The organism is Mycobacterium sp. 852002-51971_SCH5477799-a (assembly GCF_001667145.1).
Taxonomy (GTDB): domain Bacteria; phylum Actinomycetota; class Actinomycetes; order Mycobacteriales; family Mycobacteriaceae; genus Mycobacterium.
On sequence record NZ_LZIF01000122.1, the window covers coordinates 46,174 to 65,906 of the forward strand.

Consider the following 19,733-nt stretch of genomic DNA (forward strand, 5'->3'; position numbering starts at 1 on the left):
TGCTAACCGGACAGGTTGAAGTTGCCGTTCGTACCGTAGATAGAGAGCGAGACCAACAGCGTCACCGACACCACGACGATGAGCGAGGTGCGCACCGCGTTACCGGTCGCGTTGCCGACACCGGCCGGCCCGCCCGAAGCGAAATAGCCGTAGTAGGTGTGGATCAGCAGGATGGTGAGCGCCATCAGGATGGCCTGCAGGAACGACCACAACAAGTCGATCGGGTTCAGGAACGTGTTGAAGTAGTGCTGGTATAGACCCTGCGACTGTCCGAGCAAGAACGTCGTGGTGAACTGGCTGGCAACAAACGACAGGATCACGGCGATGCTGTACAGCGGCGTGATAGCCATCATTCCGGCCAGGATCCTGGTGCTGACCAGGTAGGAAATCGGGCGAATGGCCATGCTTTCCAACGCATCGACTTCTTCGTTGATCCGCATGGCACCTAGCTGAGCCGTCACTCCGGCGCCGAAGGTGGCCGCCAGGCCGATCCCTGCGACCACCGGTGCCGCGATGCGGACGTTGATGAACGCGGACAGAAAGCCCGTTAGCGCTTCGATGCCGATATTGCCCAGCGAGGTGTAGCCCTGAATGGCCAGGGTGCCGCCCGCCGCGAGCGTCAGGAAGCCGACGATCACGACGGTTCCGCCGATCATCGCCAAAGTGCCTGCGCCCATGCTGATTTCGGCGATCAGTCGAATGACTTCGCGTGTGTAATGTTTGGCCGCGAAGGGTATTCCGGCGAGCGCTTTACCGTAAAACAGCGTGTGGTCGCCGATCCGCCCCATCAGGGAAACCGGCCGCTCGAGCTGGCGGGTCAATCGCGGATATGCGGCCCTCAGCGCCATTGTCGCCCCTCGCCCTACTTCGCCGTCATCTTGATGCCGACCGCGGTGACCACCACGTTGACCACAAACAGGGACATGAAGGCATAAACCACGGTCTCGTTCACCGCGTTGCCGACGGCCTTTGCGCCTCCGCCGGTGATCGACAGGCCCCGATAGCAGGCCACCAAGCCGGCGATAAGGCCGAAAAGGGCTGCCTTGACACACGAAATAATCACCTCGGGCACGCCGGTGAGCAAGGTGATACCCGCGGCGAACGCGCCGGGATTGACGTCTTGGACAAACACCGAAAAGACGTAGCCGCCAAGGACGCCGATGATGACGACCAGGCTGTTGAGCAGAAAGGCCACCAGTCCGGAAGCCAGCATTCGCGGTGTGACCAACCGCTGGACCGGGTTGATGCCCAGCACTTCCATCGCGTCGATTTCTTCGCGAATCGTTCGTGCCCCCAGGTCCGCGCACATCGCCGTTGCACCGGCGCCCGCGACGATCAACACTGTGACCAGCGGGCCGAGCTGAGTGACGGCACCGAACGCGGCACCCGCACCGGACAGATCCGCCGCGCCCAGTTCGCGCAACAGGATGTTGAGCGTGAAGCTGACGAGGACGGTAAAGGGGATCGCCACCAACAAGGTCGGAGCCAGCGACACCCGCGCGACAAACCAGGACTGCTCCAAGAACTCCCGCCACTGGAACGGCCGGCGGAACGCGTACTTGACCGCGTCGGCCGACATTGCGAACAACGCTCCGACGGCCTGCATCGGCCCTGCGAAATTGAACTTGAGCCGCAGCGCGGGCAATCCCGTCGACCAGTGGTCTGCTCCCTTAGTCGCCACCGGCAGCAGCCCCTTTCCACGCTACGAGACCGACAGTCTTGTTGTCGCGCAACGGCTGAGGTAAGTTCAGCGGAATTGACGGCTGTAAACGCACGCTGACGAGGGCGAAATGCTCAGCGGGCAAGCGCGTTCCGGCATCGATCGCAGATGCAGCCGCGAGGTCGCTCACGCCAAACCTCCGTCCCGTTGCGTGAGATCACGCCGCAAAACGAGGGACTCCGCGTCTTGGAGCGTCCGGCGATTATGACTCATGCCGCGTCCGGGCGGAGCGAAAAATGCATAACCGTTATCGCGCTCTTCGCGGTCGGTGCAGTGACGCAAGGCAACTGCGTCCCAACGCAAGCGACAGTCTGCTCAACCATTTCAGGGCTGCTCCGGTCTTAGGTGACGGCGCCGGCCGTCTTGAGTTCGATGATGCGGTCCCAGTCGAGGCCGAGATCCATCAGGATCTCGTCGGTCTGCTCAGCGAATCCGGGGGCAGGCCCGGTCTGTGGCGCTGCGACGTCGAACTGTACCGGGTTGGCCACGAGCTCGAGTTCACCAGCCTTCAACAGGTACTCGTTCGCGCGGATCTGCGCGTCGTCGGCTGCTTGCAGGGTGTCCTGCACGGGAGCCCACGGGCCCGAGAGTGTGGCGAAGCGCTCGCTCCACTCAAGCAGCGTGCGGGTGGCGATGGCCTTGGTCAGCAGCTCCACCGCGTCGGCCGTGTTGGCGGCGATGTTCTCCACGGTGTCGAAGCGCGGGTCGTCGGCCAACTCCGGCAGGTCGACATGACGGCACACGTCGGCCCAGAACTTGGTGGGCTGCATCATCACGAAGGAGATGTAGCGGCCGTCGGATGTTGTGTACAGGCCGACCAACGGGTTATTGGGTGCGCCGTGCACTCCGGGCGGCGGCGCCTCCAGTCGCTGGCCCAAATGCTTTGTCAGCGCGACGGTGTGTCCCATCGACCACAGCCCGCTGCCCAGCAGGGACACGTCGACCACGGACGGTTCACCGGTGCGCTCGCGCTTGAGCAGCGCCGCCGCGATGCCACCGGCGAGGTTGGTACCCGAGATGGTGTCGCCGTAGGCCGGTCCGGGCGGCGCGATCATGCCCGGCATGCCGGCCGGGGTGATGGTGGCCGCGGTTCCGGCCCGGCACCAGAAGGCGGTCATGTCGTAGCCGCCCTTGGTCGACTCTTCGCCACGTGGGCCGAGCGCGCTGCCCCGCGCGTAGACGATGTTCGGGTTGACCGCCCGGATGTCGTCGACGTCGATGCCGAACTTTTGCCGGTGGTCGGGCAGGAAACTGGTCAGGAAGACATCGGCGCGACGGGCCAGCTCGTAGAGCACCTCCTTGCCCTCGGGCACCGACATGTCGAGTCCGATGCTGCGCTTGCCACGGTTGGCGTGCTCGATGTTGGGGTTGGGATCGCCTTCGACGCGCAGCATCCCGGTTTGACGCAGCCCGCGCTGCGGATCACCGGTCACCGCATGCTCGACCTTGACCACGTCGGCGCCCCATTCGGCCAGGACCGCACCCGCCGAGGGAACGAACCCGTACATGGCAACCTCGAGGACGCGGATGCCTTCGAGCGGCCTCATGCGCCGGCCTCTTTCGCTGAGACGGCTGTTGACCCCATGGCCGCTGCGGTCCCAGTGGCGGGCTCCGCCGTGTCCTGGGCAGGCATTACGTACCCCCTAGTGTGGTGGCCGTCACGATAATTTCATTCTCTTCCCCGGCGAATCTTACATTCGACTTTCGATAATTCAAGAAAGTCTCAGGAACGGTATCGAGGTGATGACCGGGGCGAAAAGCCACCGTACGCCGTCGGCCTGGGCCTCTCCATGCAGGCAGGACGTGCTGTTGCGCGCGTGTTGCATGCCGCTCCGCATGGAGAGTAAGGTTCTCATAATTGTAAGGGAGATTCTTTGTGACTGAAATGGCCCCCGTGGGAGTCGAGGCCTCAACGTGAAGACTGCGGTAGTCACCGGTGGCGGATCCGGCATCGGTCTCGCCGTCGCGCAACGCCTGCGTGCCGACGGTTTGAATGTCGCCTCCATCGACCTGCGCCCGTCGGACGCCGATTTCGCCTTCACCGCCGACGTCACGGACCGGTCGCAGGTGGATGCGGCGCTCTCAGGCATCCGCGCCCAACTTGGGCCGGTGACGGTTCTGGTCAACGCCGCCGGACTCGACGGGTTCAAGAAGTTCAACAACATCAGCTTCGAGGACTGGCAGCGGGTAATCGACGTCAACCTCAACGGCGTCTTCCACACCGTGCAGGCGGTGCTGCCCGACATGGTCGAGGCGGGCTGGGGACGCATCGTCAACATCTCGTCATCGAGCACGCATTCCGGCGCGCCCTACATGAGTCACTACGTGGCGGCCAAGTCGGCGGTCAACGGCCTGACGAAGTCGCTGGCACTCGAGTACGGGCCCAAGGGCATCACGGTCAACGCGGTGCCGCCGGGTTTCATCGATACCCCGATGCTGCGCGCGGCCGAAAAGAACGGTTTCCTCGGCGACATCGACGAGACCATCGCGCGGACCCCGGTACGCCGGATGGGCACGCCCGAGGACATCGCGGCGGCATGCGCGTTTCTGGTGTCCGAGGAGGCCGGCTACATCACGGGTCAGATCTTGGGCGTCAACGGCGGCCGAAACACCTGAGCGGTGGCGATTTGTCAGCGGTGCCCGGCACCAGTGTGAGAGGAGAAAGCCCGTGAAGGTCTCGGTGGATCCAGAACGGTGTCAGGGCCACACCCTGTGCGCGATGATCGCTCCGGAATCGTTTCAGCTCAGCGACATCGACGGCAGTTCGTCGGCGGTCGACGAGGTGGTGCCCGCCGATCGCGAGGACAAGGTCCGTGAGGCCGCCCAATCTTGCCCGGAGCAGGCCATCATGATCACCGACGACTGAGCCGGCAGGGTCCTCAGTACGCGAAACACGTAGGGAGACTAGAGCGTTGAGTGTCGACGACGTCGTCAATGACGGCGACCGCAAGAAGAACCGGTACCACTTCGACCGGCATTCCTCCGAGTACAGGTCGCAGTTCAAGACGATCACCGAAGAGATGCACGCAAAGTGCCCCATCGCCTGGACGGAAACCTACGGCGGCCACTGGGTCGCGGCCGGAAGCCACGAGGTCTTCGAGCTCGCCCGCTGCCCCGCCGTCTCCAATGACCACGACATCCACGGCGAACGCCGTGGCTACAAAGGCATTTCGATCCCCACCGCCAGCCGGGTCAGCGCGGTGCGCGGCGGAATCTTGGAGATGGACGACCCCGAACACCGCACCTACCGGACGGTGCTCAACCCGTATCTTTCACCGGCGGCGATCAAGCGCTGGGAGCCGTTCATCGACGACGTGACGCGGGCCTGCCTCGACGAGAAGATCGAGAGTGGCCGCATCGACTTCGTCGACGACCTGGCCAATATCGTGCCCGCCGTCTTCACGCTGGCGATGCTGGGCATCCCGCTAAAGAAGTGGAACATGTACAGCGAGCCGGTGCACGCCGCGGTGTACACACCCGAGCACTCCCCCGATATCGAGCGCGTCACCGCGATGCACCGCGAGATGGGGCTCGACATGGTCAACAACATGATCGAGATCCGCGCAAACCCGCGGCCCGGAATCGTCAACGGCCTGCTCGAGATGCGGATCGACGGCGAGCCGGCCCCGGAGCTGGAAATCCTGGGGAACCTGGGTCTGGTCATCGGCGGTGGCTTCGACACCACGACCGCCCTGACCGCCCACTCGCTGGAATGGCTTTCGGAGCACCCGGAGCAACGACAGCTGCTCAGCGATGAGCGCAAAACCCTGCTCGACCCCGCGACCGAAGAGTTCCTGCGCTTCTTCACTCCGGCGCCCGGGGATGGCAGGACCTTCGCCGACGACACCGAGCTCGACGGCACGCAGTTCAAAGAGGGTGAACGGCTGTGGATTTCGTGGGCGATGGCCAACCGCGACCCATCGGTGTTCCACGACCCGGACGAGATCGTCCTCGACCGTAAAGGCAATCGCCACTTCAGTTTTGGGCTTGGAGTCCACCGGTGTATCGGGTCGAATGTGGCGCGGACCGTCTTCAAGTCCATGCTGACCGCGGTGCTGGACCGGATGCCCGACTATCAGTGCGATCCGGAGGGCACCGTCCACTACGAGACCATCGGTGTCATCCAGGGCATGCGTAAGCTGCCGGCCACCTTCACGCCCGGGCGTAAGGTCGGAGCAGGCCTGGACGAAACGCTGGAAAAGCTGCAGCGGATCTGCGACGAGCAAGAACTCGCCAGGCCCATTACCGAACGCAAGGAATCCGCGGTCATCGACTAAGCCACTCATATTTTCGCGAGTAGGCCTGTTCGGCACGACCGCGTCCTAATATCTGAGGCAAGCGCGTAGGCAGAGAGGGGAGACGCTCGGGTGAAGACTTTCGCAATGAGCCTTGCGCTTGCCGCGGCCGCGCTGACTCTTTCCCCGGCCGCCTACGCGGACATGCTGTTTGTCAACTACCACGTGGACACGAACCGGGATCCCGGCCACTTCTGGATTTGGTCGATCAGCCCGTGCACTCCAGTAGCGCCGGGATGCGTGAGCGTATATGCGACTCCGCAGCCCAACGGGCAAGCGACGGTCTACAGAGGAGAAGCTCACCTGGCCAACGGCCGCTACACCCTGTCCGTCGATGTGCCCGACGGTGTGCGCTGCGTGGTCCAGTTCTTTCCCTCCCACGACGTGTATTCCTGGGATGCGACGACGCTGACGGGTCAGGTCGACTCGACGTTCGACACCGGCTGCGGAGGCGGCCCGGGGGGCACCACCAGTTACCCGTTCTCGCTCGTGCGATTCTAGCCGCGTGAGCCGTATCGGAGTCGGTCGCTCATGAGGGCGACGGGGAGTCAGCACCATGGTTGAGGCGAAGAAACCGCCACACGATTCGGCCACCTCGAAAGCCGACGCAAAGGCGTTGCTCGAGGAAGCCGAGGCTGAAGCCGCCGAAGCCGAGGCGCTGGCCGCCGCGGCACGTGCCCGCGCCCGTGCCGCCCGGCTCCGGCGTGAAGCGCTCGCCGCTGCCGAGGCAGAGACTGCCGCGGCCGAGACCGCCGAAGAAGCCCCGAACGCTGAGGAAGAACCTTCAGGGGCCGACGAGGACGCAGCTGACACGGCCGAGGCGAAGACCGACGACGCAACCGGCGAGGACGTCACCGACACCGTCGATGCAAGCGAGGCCGCCGAAGCGGAATCCGGCCAAGAAGCCGCCGAAGACGCAGGATCATCGAAGCCGGCCCGCTCTCGACGACGCCTGCGGCTGCCCTCGTGGTCCGTGGCGTGGAAGGCGGCCGTCATCGTCCTCATCTGCGCCTTCGTCGCAGCCAGTGGATACATGGTCTGGCAGCGTCATGAAACCACCGAGCGCAAGCAGCGCGGCGCGAACTTCATCGCGGGAGCCAGACAAGGTGTCATCAACCTGACTTCCATGGACTTCAATAAGGCCAAGGAAGACGTTCAGCGGGTGATCGACAGCTCGACCGGCCAGTTCCACGACGACTTCCAGGCGCGTGCAAAAGATTTCACGACCGTTGTCCAGCAGTCCAAAGTGGTCACTCAAGGAACCGTGAACGCGGCGGCCGTGCAAACCATCAACGGAGATTTCGCGTTGGTCCTTGTCGCGGCGACATCACACATCACCAACGCCGCGGGCGCCAAAGACGAACCACGCAATTGGCGCCTCAAGGTGACCGTCAAAGACGATGGCGGCCAATACAAGATGTCCAACGTGGAGTTCATTCCATGAGCGAGGAAAAGCCCAGCATCGAGACAGTCGACGGCCCTGCCGAACAAACCGACGGCAATGAAAGTGGCACCCCGCCAGCGCGGCGCAAGGTGAAAATCGTTCCCGTGATTTTGATTGTGCTGCTGGTGCTTTCGGGTGGCGCCGCGACGTGGCTGTACTTCAAGCAGTACCGGCCGGACAAACAGACCGACGCCCGTGTCGCGAGCGCCGTCGCCAACGCGGCGTCCGATGGCACGGTCGCGTTACTGTCGTACTCGCCCGACTCCCTCGACAAAGACTTCGCCGCCGCCAAATCTCACCTGTCCGGGGACTTCCTGTCGTACTACAACCAGTTCACCGAACAGATTGTGGCTCCGGCAGCCAAACAGAAGTCACTGAAAACCAACGCTCGGGTGTTGGGGGCCGCGGTTCAGGAATTGCATCCGGATTCGGCCGTCGTGCTGGTGCTCGTCGACCAGAGCACCACGAGCAAGGACAATCCCGATCCCGCGATGGCTTCCAGCAGCGTGCTGGTGAGCTTGACAAGGATCAACGGCGCCTGGCTGATCACCAAATTCGACCCGGTCTAGCGCCGTTTCAGCTGTTCGACCAGCGAATCTGACCGCGGCTTCGCCGAGCGTGAAGTTAATCGCCCGCTCGAAGCCGAGCGTGAAGCTGGCTTCACATTCGAAGCCGAGACGCCAATCGCGCCCCCGACGCTCGCCCCAAGAATCCACCAAGGATTCGCTGAGGCCGCTGTTCGATCCTTCTTTCGTACCGCTGAGAGGAGGAGTCGACATGTCGCTACTGTGCACATCTTTGATCCACGGTTGGGCGCCGATCACGGCTCAGACCGTCACGCCGATCGCGCTAGGGCTCGCCGCCGGGTGGCGCTCACGTCGTTGGCGCCTGCTGTGGCTGCCCGCCGCCGCCGTCGTCGGGATCATGACGGCCCTCGGGGCGCGTTCTCTTATCGCCGACGGCGCCAGCAAGTCGGCACCGGATGCGCTCTACGTGTGGATCGCCCTGGTCGGAATGGCCATGGCGGTGCTGATCCTAGGCTGGCGCGGTGCGCGGTGGTGGCGGCGTGGTCTATCGATCCTGGCCGTGCCGCTGTGCCTGCTCTGCTCGCTGCTCGTGCTCAACCAATGGGTCGGCTACTTCCAGACCGTGCAGAGTGCGTGGGACCAGTTCACCTCCGTTCCGCTGCCCAACCAGGCGGACAAGGCGACCGTCACCACGCTGGCGGCGAAGGGCTCGAAGCCGCCGCACGGCAGCCTGGTTCCTGTCGTGATCCCCGATGACGCGTCGCATTTCAAGCATCGCGAGGAACTCGTCTACCTGCCGCCGGCATGGTTTGCCAGCTACCCGCCCCCGCAGCTGCCGACGGTGATGATGATCGGGGGGATGGTCAACACGCCCGCCGACTGGGTACGCGCCGGCGGCGCGGTGGACACCGCCGATGCCTTCGCGGCCGCGCACGGCGGCAATTCGCCGGTGCTGGTTTTCGTCGACCCGGGTGGGGCGTTCGACAACGACACCGAATGCGTCAACGGAAGCCGCGGCCGGGCCGCCGACCACCTGACCAAAGACGTTGTGCCCTACCTGGTCTCGAACTTCGGGGTGAGCCCCGACCCGTCCCGATGGGGCGTCGCCGGCTGGTCGATGGGCGGAACGTGCGCGCTGGACCTGGCCGTCATGCACCCCGACATGTTCAGTTCGTTCGTCGACATCGAGGGCGACCTGACTCCCAACGCCGGAACCAGGGAACAGACCATCGCCAGTCTGTTCAACGGCGATGCCGACGCGTGGGCGAAATTCGACCCGACCACGGTGATCAACGGCCACGGCCGCTACACCGGAGTATCCGGTTGGTTCGCCATCTCATCGGGTGGCATACCGCGCCGCGACATCACGACCGTCGATGCCGCCGCGATGGCCGTCGCCGGCCGCGGCGCCGCCGCCGACCCGGGTAACCAGGCCGCGGCCGCCTCGTTCCTGTGCGGACTGGGCAGGGCGAACGGCATCGACTGCGCAGTGATCGCGCAGACCGGAAAGCACGACTGGCCGACGGCCGCCATGGTGTTTTCCACCGCGCTGCCGTGGATGGCCGGCCAGCTGCACACCCCTGGAGTGAATCGGATTGCGTTGCCCGGCAACGCCTCTCAGCAGCTGCTCTGACCCTGCTAGCCGCGCGGCAGGCCGAGCACCCGCTGGGCGATGATGTTGCGCTGAATTTCGGACGTGCCGCCGGCGATGGTCCCCGAGAAGCTGCGGGCGTAGCGCTCGAACCAGCTGGCGAAGTAGTGGTCGAGGTTCATGTGCGCGTACGGCCCCGTCAGTCCGGGTTGCACAAGCCCGTCGGATCCGGCGGACGTCAACGCCAGCTCCATGCCACGCAACTCCGCTTCGGAACCGAGCAACTTGAGCACCGAGATCGCCGCCACGTCATCTTCGCCGCGCGCGGCGCGGGCCAGCGCCGCGGAGCCCAACAAGCGCAGCGCCTGCTTGTCCATGATGGTGGTCGCGTATTGGTCGCGCTCGACCTCGGTGCCGGGGTGGAAGTCGTCGATCATGTTCTCGAGGCGATCGGCGAAACCCAGCCACATCATGGTGCGTTCATGCCCCAGCGATCCGTTGGCCACCCGCCAACCCTGGTCGCGCTCACCGACCAGGTTTTCGGCCGGCACCCGTACGTCAGTGAAGAACACCTCGTTGAAATCCAGATCGTCGGCGCCGCAGATCGACGGGAACGGACGGCGCACCAGACCAGGCGTATCGGTGGGGATGATGAGCGCACTGATTCCCTTGTGCTTCGGCACATCTGGGTTGGTGCGGACGAACGTCAACAAGACGTCGGCATCGTGGGCACCCGAGGTCCACACCTTCTGGCCATTGACCACGAAGTGATCGCCGTCGAGCACCGCGCGAGTGCGCAGCGAGGCCAGGTCGGAGCCGGCGCTGGGTTCGCTCATCCCGAGCGACGCGGTGATCTCCGCGCGCAGGATCGGCACAGCCCAGCGCCGCTTTTGCTCGTCGCTGCCGAACGACAACAGCGACGCCCCAACGATGTTCACACCCTGCGGGTTGAAGCTGTGGTAGATCCGGCGGCGGCTGAGCTCCTCCAGGTAGACGAACTGCTGGATGACCGACGCGTTACGACCGCCGAATTCCGGGGGTTGGCTGGGCAGCAGCCAGCCGTTGTCGAATAACAGCCGCTGCCAGTCGCGCGCCCACTGCGGCATGTGTGAGACCGAACGGGGACGCTCGAGCGTTTCGCTTGCGGGAGGCAGATTTTCGTCGAGGAACGCCGAGAACTCCGCCCGGAACTCCTCGACGTCGGAATCAAAAGTCAGCTGCACGATATTCCTCCGCGATCCGCGCCCGGTGCTCCGCCGCGCCGCCGAGCATCAGCTCACCCGCTTTGGCCCGTTTCAGCGCGAACTGCAGGTCGTTCTCCCACGTGAATCCCATTGCGCCGTGCAGCTGTAGGCCGTGCCGGAACACCAGCGACTGGCACTCCCCCGCCGATGCCTTGGCCATCGCGGCGGCCAGCCGGCGGCGGGGATCGTCGGCCGCGATCGTCAACGCGGCGAAATACGCCAGGGCCCGCGCCCGTTGGACGGCGACGTGCATGTCGGCGGCCTTGTGTTGGACGGCCTGGAACGAACCGATCGCCACGCCGAACTGCTGTCGGCTGCTGACGTGCTCGAGCACCAGGTCGAGTATGCGTTGGCAGGCACCGACCATGGTGATCGCCATGCCGGTCAACGCGAAATGGTGGGCGCGCTCGGCATCGACCGTCAGGCGCTCGCTGTCGGGCACCCGAACCTCCGCGAACGACAGGTCGGCGACGTGCAGCACTGGGTCGAACACCGCCATACGCCGGGCCGCCACCTGACTGGACTCGACGAGGAACACCCCGGCATCGGTCACCACCGCCAGCCGATCCGCGCGGTCGCCATCGAGCACATGGCGCGCGGTGCCGTCGAGCACCCAGCCCTCGGCGTCGCGGTGCGCCGCAATGCCGCCGTAGACCGCGGTGCCCGACTGGTGTGGGTCGAACCGGTCCGCGGCAAGCGGTGCGAACTGGCTCATCGTCGCCAGGAAAGGGGTGGGGTCGGTGGCGCGGCCGAGCTCTTCGAGCACGATGGCCAGCTCGACGGCGCTGTCCGCATCGCTGAGCTCGGTCCAGCCCTGGTCTACATACGCTTTCCACAGCGGGCTCGGATCGACGCCCTCTTCGGCCACGCTGCGCACCAGCGACGGCGGGCACTGCTTGGCGACGGCGTCGCGCACCGTGTCCTGCCACAGTCGCTGATCAGCATCGAACTCCAACAGCATCCGCGCCGCCTCTCATCGTGACTGTCCCGCGAGAATAACATTCTCGGTTGCGGAAGTAATAATCTCTGAATCGGCCTATGGCGTATCGGTGCAGGCCATGCCCGCCGAGCGCCCGGCTAACCGGGCCGAGGCCTTCGAGCGCCCGGCTAGGCCGGGGCTCGCGCACCCTCGACCAGGCCCTCGGCGGCGTTGTCCCAGCGGTCGAGGTTGACGAACTCGGCAAGCGGGCGGCGACGCAGCGGCCCGTGCTTGCCCTTGGTCCACCCGACCACGATGTGGCCGGCGATCATCTAGCCCTCGGGTATGCCGACGGCCTCCCTGAGCAGCTGTTCACCGCCGTACGAGGCCCAGCTGGTCATGCAGGCGCCGAGCCCCTGGGCGCGCGCGGCCAGCAGAAAGTTCTGCATGACGGGAAAAATCGAACCGCCCAGCAGCAGTTCGGGACGCGGTCGGGTAGTGCGCCTGGGCGAACAGCACCTGTATCACGAATCGCTGCAAGGGAATTGGTTTACAGCCAAGTGCCGACATTTTCCCAATGGCAACTAGGACTCGAGCTGGCGGGTGCATTCGAATCTCGACTGCAGACGCCGCGGTGCAAGATTGCGCTTAGGCAATCGGAATTTCGGCAGCTCACACACGAACCGACGACGGCCGCTGTCCTGACCTGAAGGAGGAAACATTGGATCGCGAAACCTACCAGCGCGGGCTGCAAATCCGCTGCGAGGTATTGGGCGAGGAATACGTCAACCGCGCATTGGCCAACGCGGATGACTTCACCGGGCCCCTGCAGGATCTCGTCACCGAGTACTGCTGGGGAGCCGTGTGGGGCCGTGCGGAATTGCCACGCAAGACCCGCAGCATGCTCAACCTGGCGATGATCTCGGTGCTCAACCGGCCCAACGAATTACGCACACACGTCAAGGCGGCACTGACCAACGGTGTCACCCGCGAAGAGATCCGCGAGGTCTTCCTGCAGGTCGCCATCTACGCCGGCGTGCCGGCCGCCGTCGACAGCTTCCGGATCGCGAACGATGCGTTCGCCGAACTGGATCGGGACAGTGGCGATCGCTAGCGCGGCGGATCCGGGCACAGCGGGCCGCCACCATCGGGGTAAGGGGCGCGCCGTACAGCTCGGGTTCATCGGACTCGGAAACATGGGCTTCCCCATGGCTTGCCGCTTGATTCAGGAAAAGCACGACGTCGTCGCCTTCGACACGCGCAGCGAGGCCCTCGAGCGCGTCGTCGCCCTGGGAGCACGCCGGGCGTCGTCACCCAGGGAGGTCGCCGACCACGCGGAAACGGTGCTGGCCAGCCTCCCCACCCCGGGCGCGTCGCTCGAGGTGGCGACCGGTCCGGCCGGCGTGATCGACGGCGCCCGGGTGCGGCGGTATGTCGACTTGTCCACTGTCGGTAGCCAAATGGCGGCGAAGATCCATGGCCTACTGGCCCAGCGCAACATCGTGGCCATGGACAGTCCGGTCAGCGGCGGTGTCAGCGGGGCCGAGAAAGGAACGCTGGCGCTCATGGTGTCCAGCCCACGCGGCCAATTCGACGCCGTGCGAACGACACTGGAAACTCTCGGCCGGCCGGTGTACGTCGGCGACAAGCCCGGCTCGGCGCAGACGATGAAGCTGGCGAACAACATTCTGGCGGCGAACGTCTTGACCGCGACCGCGGAAGTCGTCGTGATGGGCGTCAAGGCCGGCCTCGACCCAGGCGTGATGATCGAGGTGCTCAATGCCGGATCAGGTGCGACGAGTGCAAGCCGCGACAAGTTCCCCCGGGCGATCTTGCCGCGCACCTTCGACTACGGCTTCGCGACCGGGCTGATGCTCAAAGACGTGCGCCTTTATCTCGACGAAGCGAGAGCGCTCGGCGTGCCCGCCGAAGTCGCCGAGACGGTCGGCCGGCTGTGGGAAGCACTCGCCCGCGACGAAGGACCCGACTCCGATTTCACGACGGTGATCAAACCGTTCGAGCGGGCGGCCGGAGTCACGGTAGGCGGCACTTCGGAGTAGCCCATGAGGGTGATCCCCGGTGGTGGCGAACCATTCGGATCGCACCTGCCTTAAACCCGGAGAATGGTATTATCCGCAATGAAGAACCGGACTTGCCCGAAAGACTTCAAAACGCGCGCTACCAGGGATGATGACTAAACGAAATGCTTACCGGAAACCCATTGATGGACCGCTGAGAAAAATGTTAGATTGGCTATCATATGACCTCGCACGGCCGGCTTTGGCCGCCGGCGCCGAAGGATGGCCCTCGTGATCACACACGGTGACGGAACCAGCACACCGCTGATCGACGCGAGCGTGCACATCTTCTTCCCGTCCAACAAGGCGTTGCGGAAGACCCTGCGCGAGCCGTTCAAGAGCCGCGGGTTTCCCGACTACGAGATGGACTGGTACGGCGCCCCCGGCGGTGAATACGCGCCAAATACCGAAGGCCCGGACCGCCAGTACCCCGGTTCGGATCCGGATTTCGTTGCCAATGAACTGTTTTCGAAGCGCGGGGTCGATGTGGCCGTCCTGCATCCGATGGCGCGCGGCATCATGCCGGACCGGCACCTGGGCAGCGCGCTGCACGCCGCGCACAACGAGATGATGGTGTCGAACTGGCTGGAGTCCAGCGAGTTCGGCGAGCGGTTCCGCGGCACCATCCGGGTCAACCCCGACGACATCCCCGGCGCGCTGCGCGAGATCGAGAGATGGCGTGCGCATCCGCGGGTGGTCCAGATCGGCGTGCCGCTGCAATCCCGCGAGCTTTACGGAAAACCGCAGTTCTGGCCCATATGGGAGGCCGCCGTCGATGCCGGGCTTCCCGTCGCCGCGCACATCGAGGTCGGGTCGGGCATCGCGTTTCCGCCCACGCCCAACGGGAACACCCGGACCTACGAGCAGTACGTCAGCTTCATGGCGCTGAACTACCTGTATCACCAGATGAACATGATCGCCGAGGGAGTTTTCGAGCGGTTCGACGGCCTCAAGTTCGTCTGGGGCGATGGCGCCGCCGACTTCATCACGCCGTTCATCTGGCGCATGGACACGTTCGGCCGACCGCACCTCGAGCAGACACCGTGGGCCCCGCGGATTCCCAGCGACTACCTGCCCGGTCACGTGTATTTCGTTCAAGGCAGTCTCGATGGGCCCGGCGACGTCGAATTCGCCGGAGAATGGTTCGGCTTCACCGGCAAAGACGACATGGTGATGTTCGGCTCGAGCTATCCACACTGGCAGTGCGGCGATGTCACGAAGTTGCCCAGCGCGTTGTCCGCCGAGCAGCGCGAGAAGCTCTGCTGGCGTAACGCAGCGCAGCTGTACGGCATAGACATTCCCGCCGAGGTGGGCGCACAGTAGAGATATGGCGAAAGACTGAGGAGAATCAGATGACGCTGACCCATTCGCAGGAGCGGGTTCCCGCTACCGAGCGCATAGCCGTCCGCTGCGTCGACTCGGATGTTCACCCCGCCCCCAAGCGCGGAGAGCTGCTCCCGTACATCCCCGAGCCGTGGCGCAGCAAGTACTTCCTCACTCGCTCGGTTGGCGAGCAGATCTACTACGACGCGCCGGACTACGCGCATTCCTACGCGATGCGCGTTGACTCCTTCCCTGCCAACGGCGAGTTTCCGTGCAGCGACCCGGATTTGGCGTTCCGTCAGCTGATCATGGAGGCGGGCTCCGATATCGCGATCCTGGAACCGGCGGCTTACCCGGCGCGCCTGACCGAAGCGCAGCATGCGATGTCGGCCGCGTTGAACGACTGGCAGGCCAACCACTGGCTGGACAGCCACAACAACTGGCACGAGCGGTGGCGCGGTTCGATCTGCATCGCCATCGAGGAGCCGGAAGAGTCGGTGCGCGAGGTCGAGCGCTGGGCCGGACACCCCTTCATGGCGCAGATTCTGATCAAGGCCGAGCCGCGTCCGTCCTGGGGTCACCCGAAGTACGACCCGATCTGGGCGGCCGCCACCAAGCACGACATCACCGTGAGCTGCCACCTGTCACGCAGCCAGTTCGATGAGCTGCCGATCCCGCCGGTGGGCTTCCCCAGCTATAACCACGACTTCATGGTGACCTACTCCCTGCTGGCGGCCAACCAGGTGATGAGCCTGATCTTCGACGGTGTCTTCGACCGATTCCCGACGCTGCGAATCGTGTTCGTCGAGCACGCATTCAGCTGGATCCTTCCGCTGATGTGGCGCATGGACGCGATTTACGACGCACGCAAGTCGTGGCTCGACATCAAGCGCAAGCCGTCGGAATACGTCAAGGACCACATCAAGTTCACCACCCAGCCGCTTGACTACCCGGAAGACAAGACCCAACTGACCCGCGCGCTGGAATGGATGGAGTGCGAGAAGATTCTGCTGTTCTCCTCGGACTACCCGCACTGGACGTTCGACGACCCGCGCTGGTTGGTCAAGCACCTGCCCAAGTACGCCCGCAACGCGGTCATGTACAAAAACGGCATCGCGACCTATCGCCTGCCCGAGACCGTTCCGGTCCTCGAGGGTCAGACCCGGGTGCTCTGAGTTGACGGAAGAAACCAAACGGCCCGAGCCACGTCTCGCTCAGGGCCGCGAGCATGTCGTCGCAACTGTAGACGAAATCCCGCCGGGCACACACAAACTGGTGCCGATCGGACGGCATGGCGTCGGCGTCTACAACGTCAACGGCACCTTCTACGCCATCGCGAACTACTGCCCCCACCAAGGCGGCCCGCTGTGTTCGGGACGAGCTCGGGGGCGCACGATCGTCGACGAGACCGCCCCGGGTGACTCCGTCATGGTGCGCGACCTGGAATACATCTACTGCCCGTGGCACCAATGGGGTTTCGAGCTGGCGACCGGCACCACCGCGGTCAAGCCCGAGTGGAGTATCCGTACCTATCCGGTGCGCGTCGTCGGCAACGATGTGTTGGTTCAGGCCTAGCTACAGGAGAATCGGGTGCCTGCTATCGAGATTAACGGGGGAAACGTCGTCTACGAAATCCTCGGTGACTCCGGCGATCTCATTGCCCTGACACCGGGTGGCCGGTTCAGTAAGGAGATCCCAGGTCTGCGTCCGCTGGCCGACGCCCTGGCCGCGGGTGGCTATCGGGTGCTGCTGTGGGACCGGCCCAACTGCGGCGCCTCCGATGTGCAGTTCTACGGGCAGAGCGAGTCGCACATGCGCGCCGAGACGCTGCACAAGCTGGTGACCGGCCTGGGCTTCGAGCGCTGCATTCTGGCCGGAGGGTCCGGCGGGGCAAGGGATTCCATGCTGACCACGATGCTCTACCCCGAGATGGTCACCAAGCTCGTGGTGTGGAACATTGTCGGCGGCACCTACGGCACCTTCGTGCTCGGCTCCTTCTACATCATTCCCAGCATCCTCGCGGTGCGCGGCACCGGCATGGACGGCGTGGTAAAGGTGGCCGAATGGCGTGAGCGCATCGAAGAGAACCCGAACAACAAGCAGCGGTTCCTCGACTTCGACAAGGATGAGTTCCTCAAGTTGATGCTGCGCTGGCTCAACGCCTTCGTCTCCAAGCCGGGCCAGACGATTCCCGGCGTCGAGGACGAAATGTTCGACCGGATCAAGGTCCCCACGTTGATCATTCGTGGCGGGGAGAACGACATGGATCACCCGAAGCGGACGTCGCTGGAAGTCAGCTGCCTGATCAAGGGATCGAAGCTCATCGACCCGCCCTGGCCCGAGGACGCCTGGGAGCGCGCGTCCGAAGACCGCGCGGCCGGCCGGGTGCAGCACTTCAACATGTTCGACACCTGGGTGCAGGCGGCACCCGCGATTCTCGAATTCCTGGGTTCGTAATGGTGCGAAACGGTGCGTTACCGAGTGCGAATGTGGACCTCACAGTTGAGCGACGCCTCCAGGGCCGTGTGCACACGGCTTTCCGGAATCCGTTCGAGGTCAGATTCCCGCAGCGTCACATGGACGATGTCGAATCCGTCATCGCCGGGCGTGCGCTCGATGTCACCGGTCAGTCCGAACGCGGACAGCACCCCGTGCGCGTCGTCGTCTGTTCCCCGGCTGACAAAAGTGATCACACCGGGGACCGGCTCGGCGCCGAACACCGTGGTGCACAACTCGATAGCGGTGCTCTTGGCTGTGTCGCCATCTTCGGCCGCGATGAGCAGCTCCACCTCGCGACGACTTTCCGGCAGCGACGCGAGGTCGTTTTCGACTACGCCGACGCCGGCCTCGGCCGCGACCTCGAGGAGAGCCGCCATGCCGTCACGTAGCTGTGCAGGCGTGCGCACGCTGTCCGGGTCGACATTGACGCGCACCACCGCAGTTCGCATGTGCGCAAGCCTAACCAAGACAATGGTGGGCCAACCGTGAACACCACTGAAACCACCAACATCACCACCGCCAGCGCACCCGGGTGCACAGCGCGGTTACTGAGCGAGCAGACGGGACGCGAAGACCTGGCGGCCTATCGAAAGCTCGGCGGCTACCGTCCGCTCGCCGATGCCGATGACTTCCTGCGCGAGGTCGAGTCCAGCGGTCTGGTGGGGCGCGGCGGTGCGGCGTTTCCGCTGGCGGTGAAGCTGCGCGCGGTGCGCGACAACGGACGCGTGATGGGTGTCCCCGTCGTCGTCGCGAATGGCGAAGAGGGAGAACCGGCTTCGGTCAAGGACCGCTGGCTGCTACGTAATCGCCCGCACCTGGTCCTGGACGGACTGCGGCTCGCCGCGACGATCGTTGCCGCCGACCGCGGCTGCATCTACGTGTCCGACGCGGAATCGGCGCACAGCGTTGCAGCCGCGCTCGGCGAGCTGGATCCCGAGACGCTCGGCGTCGCGATCGACATGCTTACCGTGCAGCCGGGATACGTGGCCGGCGAGGAGACCGCGGCGGTTCGGGCCATCAACGGTGGCCCGGCCAAGCCCACAGACAAACCGCCGCGGCCCTTCGAGGCGGGAGTCGACGACCGGCCCACGTTGGTGAGCAATGTCGAGACTTTGGCGAATCTGCCCTACCTGCAAAGCCACGGCTCGGCAGATTATCGGTCGCAAGGCACGACACTGTCGCCGGGAACCTTCCTGGCCACCATCACCGGGGGGGGCAAACCGCCGGTCCTCTACGAGCTTCCGCACGGACTGGCATTCACTGAAATGCTTGCCTTGCATGGTGTTTCGCCTGACGACGTGCGCGGGGCGTTGATGGGCGGCTACTTCGCCGGTCTGCTCAACCGCTCTGTGTTGGAGACGACCCTGGACCACGAGACGATGCGGCGCGTCGGCAGTGGACTTGGCTGCGGAGCGATCTCGGTCATCACCGACGACTGTCCCGTTGCGGTCGCGGCATCGGTGCTCGCGTACTTCGACCGCGAAAACGCTGGGCAGTGCGGATCGTGTTTCAACGGGACGGCGGCGATGGCCGCGGCCGCCGGGGCGCTGCGCGACGGCGCCGCGACGACAGAGGACGTCCAACGGTTGCGGCGTTGGTCGGTGCTGCTGCGTGGACGCGGTGCATGCGCCACCCTGGATGCCGCTACCAACGTCGCCGCCAGCCTGCTCGATCAATTCCCCGACGAAGTCAGCGTGCATCTCGACGGCACGTGCCCGGACTGCGCACGCGGCGCGTTCCGCGCGGACCGTCCCTACGAGGCGGAACCTGTGAGGCAAGCATGAAAATCCGTCTGGACCGCACCATTTGCGACGGTTTCGGCATCTGCGCCAAGCATGCGCCGGGATACTTCTCGCTCGATGATTGGGGATACGCATCCCTCATCGGGGAGGGCACGGTGGCGGAGTCGGATCGCGACGCGGTCATGCGCGCGCTGCTCGACTGCCCCGTTCACGCCATCACCGAAATCGGTCAGCGCACCAACCGCGCTTCTCAGCCCCCGCTCGCCGACACCGAGGACCCGGCCGAACACCTCAAAACCGAAGAGAACGAGGCGGAGTGGGGATTCACGCGCTGAACCGTCCGGAGGAGTA

At 64.8% G+C, this 19,733-nt stretch carries 22 protein-coding genes and 1 pseudogene; 15 read left to right on the plus strand and 8 right to left on the minus strand.

The window, feature by feature from the left end:
• Positions 1-2: 2 nt before the first annotated feature.
• The 4 genes from A5753_RS22430 to A5753_RS22440 all read right to left on the minus strand — a co-directional run bounded on the left by A5753_RS22430 (position 3) and on the right by A5753_RS22440 (position 3,267).
• A complete protein-coding gene (locus tag A5753_RS22430; protein WP_067133706.1) occupies positions 3-848 on the minus strand; it encodes an ABC transporter permease in 846 nt (281 codons plus the stop codon).
• Positions 849-862: 14 nt separating this feature from the next.
• On the minus strand, positions 863-1,681 hold the full coding sequence (locus A5753_RS22435; RefSeq protein ID WP_067133710.1) for an ABC transporter permease: 819 nt from the start codon (positions 1,679-1,681) through the stop codon (positions 863-865).
• Positions 1,671-1,850, minus strand: coding sequence for a hypothetical protein (locus A5753_RS24475; RefSeq protein ID WP_156656206.1), 180 nt, complete (start codon positions 1,848-1,850; stop codon positions 1,671-1,673). Before A5753_RS24475 ends, A5753_RS22435 begins: the two co-directional genes overlap by 11 nt.
• Before the next feature lie 211 nt (positions 1,851-2,061).
• Positions 2,062-3,267, minus strand: coding sequence for a CaiB/BaiF CoA-transferase family protein (locus A5753_RS22440; RefSeq protein WP_067133713.1), 1,206 nt, complete (start codon positions 3,265-3,267; stop codon positions 2,062-2,064).
• A 367-nt stretch (positions 3,268-3,634) separates the two neighbouring features.
• Between A5753_RS22440 and A5753_RS22445 the strand changes: the two genes are divergently transcribed.
• The 7 genes from A5753_RS22445 (at position 3,635) to A5753_RS22475 (ending at position 9,619) form a co-directional block, all read left to right on the plus strand.
• Positions 3,635-4,336: an SDR family NAD(P)-dependent oxidoreductase gene (locus tag A5753_RS22445; RefSeq protein WP_067133717.1), complete on the plus strand. Its 702-nt coding sequence runs from the start codon at positions 3,635-3,637 to the stop codon at positions 4,334-4,336.
• A 52-nt stretch (positions 4,337-4,388) separates the two neighbouring features.
• Positions 4,389-4,586, plus strand: coding sequence for a ferredoxin (locus A5753_RS22450; protein WP_067133720.1), 198 nt, complete (start codon positions 4,389-4,391; stop codon positions 4,584-4,586).
• A 46-nt stretch (positions 4,587-4,632) separates the two neighbouring features.
• Positions 4,633-5,997: a cytochrome P450 gene (locus A5753_RS22455; RefSeq protein ID WP_067133723.1), complete on the plus strand. Its 1,365-nt coding sequence runs from the start codon at positions 4,633-4,635 to the stop codon at positions 5,995-5,997.
• 105 nt (positions 5,998-6,102) lie between these two features.
• On the plus strand, positions 6,103-6,516 hold the full coding sequence (locus A5753_RS22460; protein WP_067133726.1) for a hypothetical protein: 414 nt from the start codon (positions 6,103-6,105) through the stop codon (positions 6,514-6,516).
• Between the two features lie 55 nt (positions 6,517-6,571).
• Positions 6,572-7,459 (plus strand): hypothetical protein, encoded by an 888-nt coding sequence (locus tag A5753_RS22465; protein ID WP_067133729.1) that lies wholly within the window; start codon positions 6,572-6,574, stop codon positions 7,457-7,459.
• The gene (locus A5753_RS22470; protein ID WP_067133731.1) at positions 7,456-8,028 is read left to right on the plus strand and encodes a hypothetical protein; all 573 of its coding nucleotides are present in this window, start codon (positions 7,456-7,458) and stop codon (positions 8,026-8,028) included. The genes A5753_RS22465 and A5753_RS22470 overlap by 4 nt, the downstream gene beginning before the upstream one ends.
• A 208-nt stretch (positions 8,029-8,236) precedes the next feature.
• Positions 8,237-9,619 (plus strand): alpha/beta hydrolase family protein, encoded by a 1,383-nt coding sequence (locus A5753_RS22475; protein ID WP_067133734.1) that lies wholly within the window; start codon positions 8,237-8,239, stop codon positions 9,617-9,619.
• A gap of 5 nt (positions 9,620-9,624) precedes the next feature.
• Here A5753_RS22475 and A5753_RS22480 read toward each other — a convergent pair whose 3' ends face one another.
• The 3 genes and pseudogenes from A5753_RS22480 to A5753_RS22490 form a co-directional block, all read right to left on the minus strand.
• Positions 9,625-10,800, minus strand: coding sequence for an acyl-CoA dehydrogenase family protein (locus A5753_RS22480; RefSeq protein ID WP_067133737.1), 1,176 nt, complete (start codon positions 10,798-10,800; stop codon positions 9,625-9,627).
• A complete protein-coding gene (locus A5753_RS22485) occupies positions 10,784-11,782 on the minus strand; it encodes an acyl-CoA dehydrogenase family protein (protein ID WP_067133740.1) in 999 nt (332 codons plus the stop codon). The genes A5753_RS22480 and A5753_RS22485 overlap by 17 nt, the downstream gene beginning before the upstream one ends.
• Positions 11,783-11,928: 146 nt before the next feature.
• Positions 11,929-12,259, minus strand: a pseudogene (locus A5753_RS22490) (nitroreductase family protein); the annotation flags it as partial.
• Between the two features lie 202 nt (positions 12,260-12,461).
• Between A5753_RS22490 and A5753_RS22495 the strand changes: the two are divergent.
• From A5753_RS22495 to A5753_RS22520, 6 genes are all read left to right on the plus strand, one after another.
• Entirely contained in the window at positions 12,462-12,854 is a 393-nt protein-coding gene (locus A5753_RS22495) for a carboxymuconolactone decarboxylase family protein (RefSeq protein WP_067133743.1), read from the plus strand.
• Positions 12,841-13,800: an NAD(P)-dependent oxidoreductase gene (locus A5753_RS22500; RefSeq protein WP_255361373.1), complete on the plus strand. Its 960-nt coding sequence runs from the start codon at positions 12,841-12,843 to the stop codon at positions 13,798-13,800. The genes A5753_RS22495 and A5753_RS22500 overlap by 14 nt, the downstream gene beginning before the upstream one ends.
• 249 nt (positions 13,801-14,049) lie before the next feature.
• The gene (locus A5753_RS22505) at positions 14,050-15,141 is read left to right on the plus strand and encodes an amidohydrolase family protein (RefSeq protein WP_067133991.1); all 1,092 of its coding nucleotides are present in this window, start codon (positions 14,050-14,052) and stop codon (positions 15,139-15,141) included.
• Positions 15,142-15,170: 29 nt separating this feature from the next.
• The gene (locus tag A5753_RS22510; protein WP_067133746.1) at positions 15,171-16,316 is read left to right on the plus strand and encodes an amidohydrolase family protein; all 1,146 of its coding nucleotides are present in this window, start codon (positions 15,171-15,173) and stop codon (positions 16,314-16,316) included.
• Position 16,317: 1 nt separating this feature from the next.
• Positions 16,318-16,716 carry a Rieske (2Fe-2S) protein gene (locus A5753_RS22515; protein WP_064882584.1) on the plus strand — a complete coding sequence of 133 codons (399 nt, stop codon included), beginning with the start codon at positions 16,318-16,320 and terminating at the stop codon, positions 16,714-16,716.
• Between the two features lie 15 nt (positions 16,717-16,731).
• Entirely contained in the window at positions 16,732-17,598 is an 867-nt protein-coding gene (locus tag A5753_RS22520; protein WP_067133749.1) for an alpha/beta fold hydrolase, read from the plus strand.
• 17 nt (positions 17,599-17,615) lie between these two features.
• Here the strand turns inward: A5753_RS22520 and A5753_RS22525 are convergent, their stop codons facing one another.
• Positions 17,616-18,089 (minus strand): hypothetical protein, encoded by a 474-nt coding sequence (locus A5753_RS22525; protein WP_067133752.1) that lies wholly within the window; start codon positions 18,087-18,089, stop codon positions 17,616-17,618.
• Positions 18,090-18,125: 36 nt separating this feature from the next.
• Here A5753_RS22525 and A5753_RS22530 point away from each other — a divergent pair, with 36 nt between their 5' ends.
• The gene (locus A5753_RS22530; protein ID WP_067133994.1) at positions 18,126-19,424 is read left to right on the plus strand and encodes an NADH-ubiquinone oxidoreductase-F iron-sulfur binding region domain-containing protein; all 1,299 of its coding nucleotides are present in this window, start codon (positions 18,126-18,128) and stop codon (positions 19,422-19,424) included.
• Positions 19,421-19,717 (plus strand): ferredoxin, encoded by a 297-nt coding sequence (locus tag A5753_RS22535; RefSeq protein ID WP_067133754.1) that lies wholly within the window; start codon positions 19,421-19,423, stop codon positions 19,715-19,717. Before A5753_RS22530 ends, A5753_RS22535 begins: the two co-directional genes overlap by 4 nt.
• Positions 19,718-19,733 lie beyond the last annotated feature (16 nt).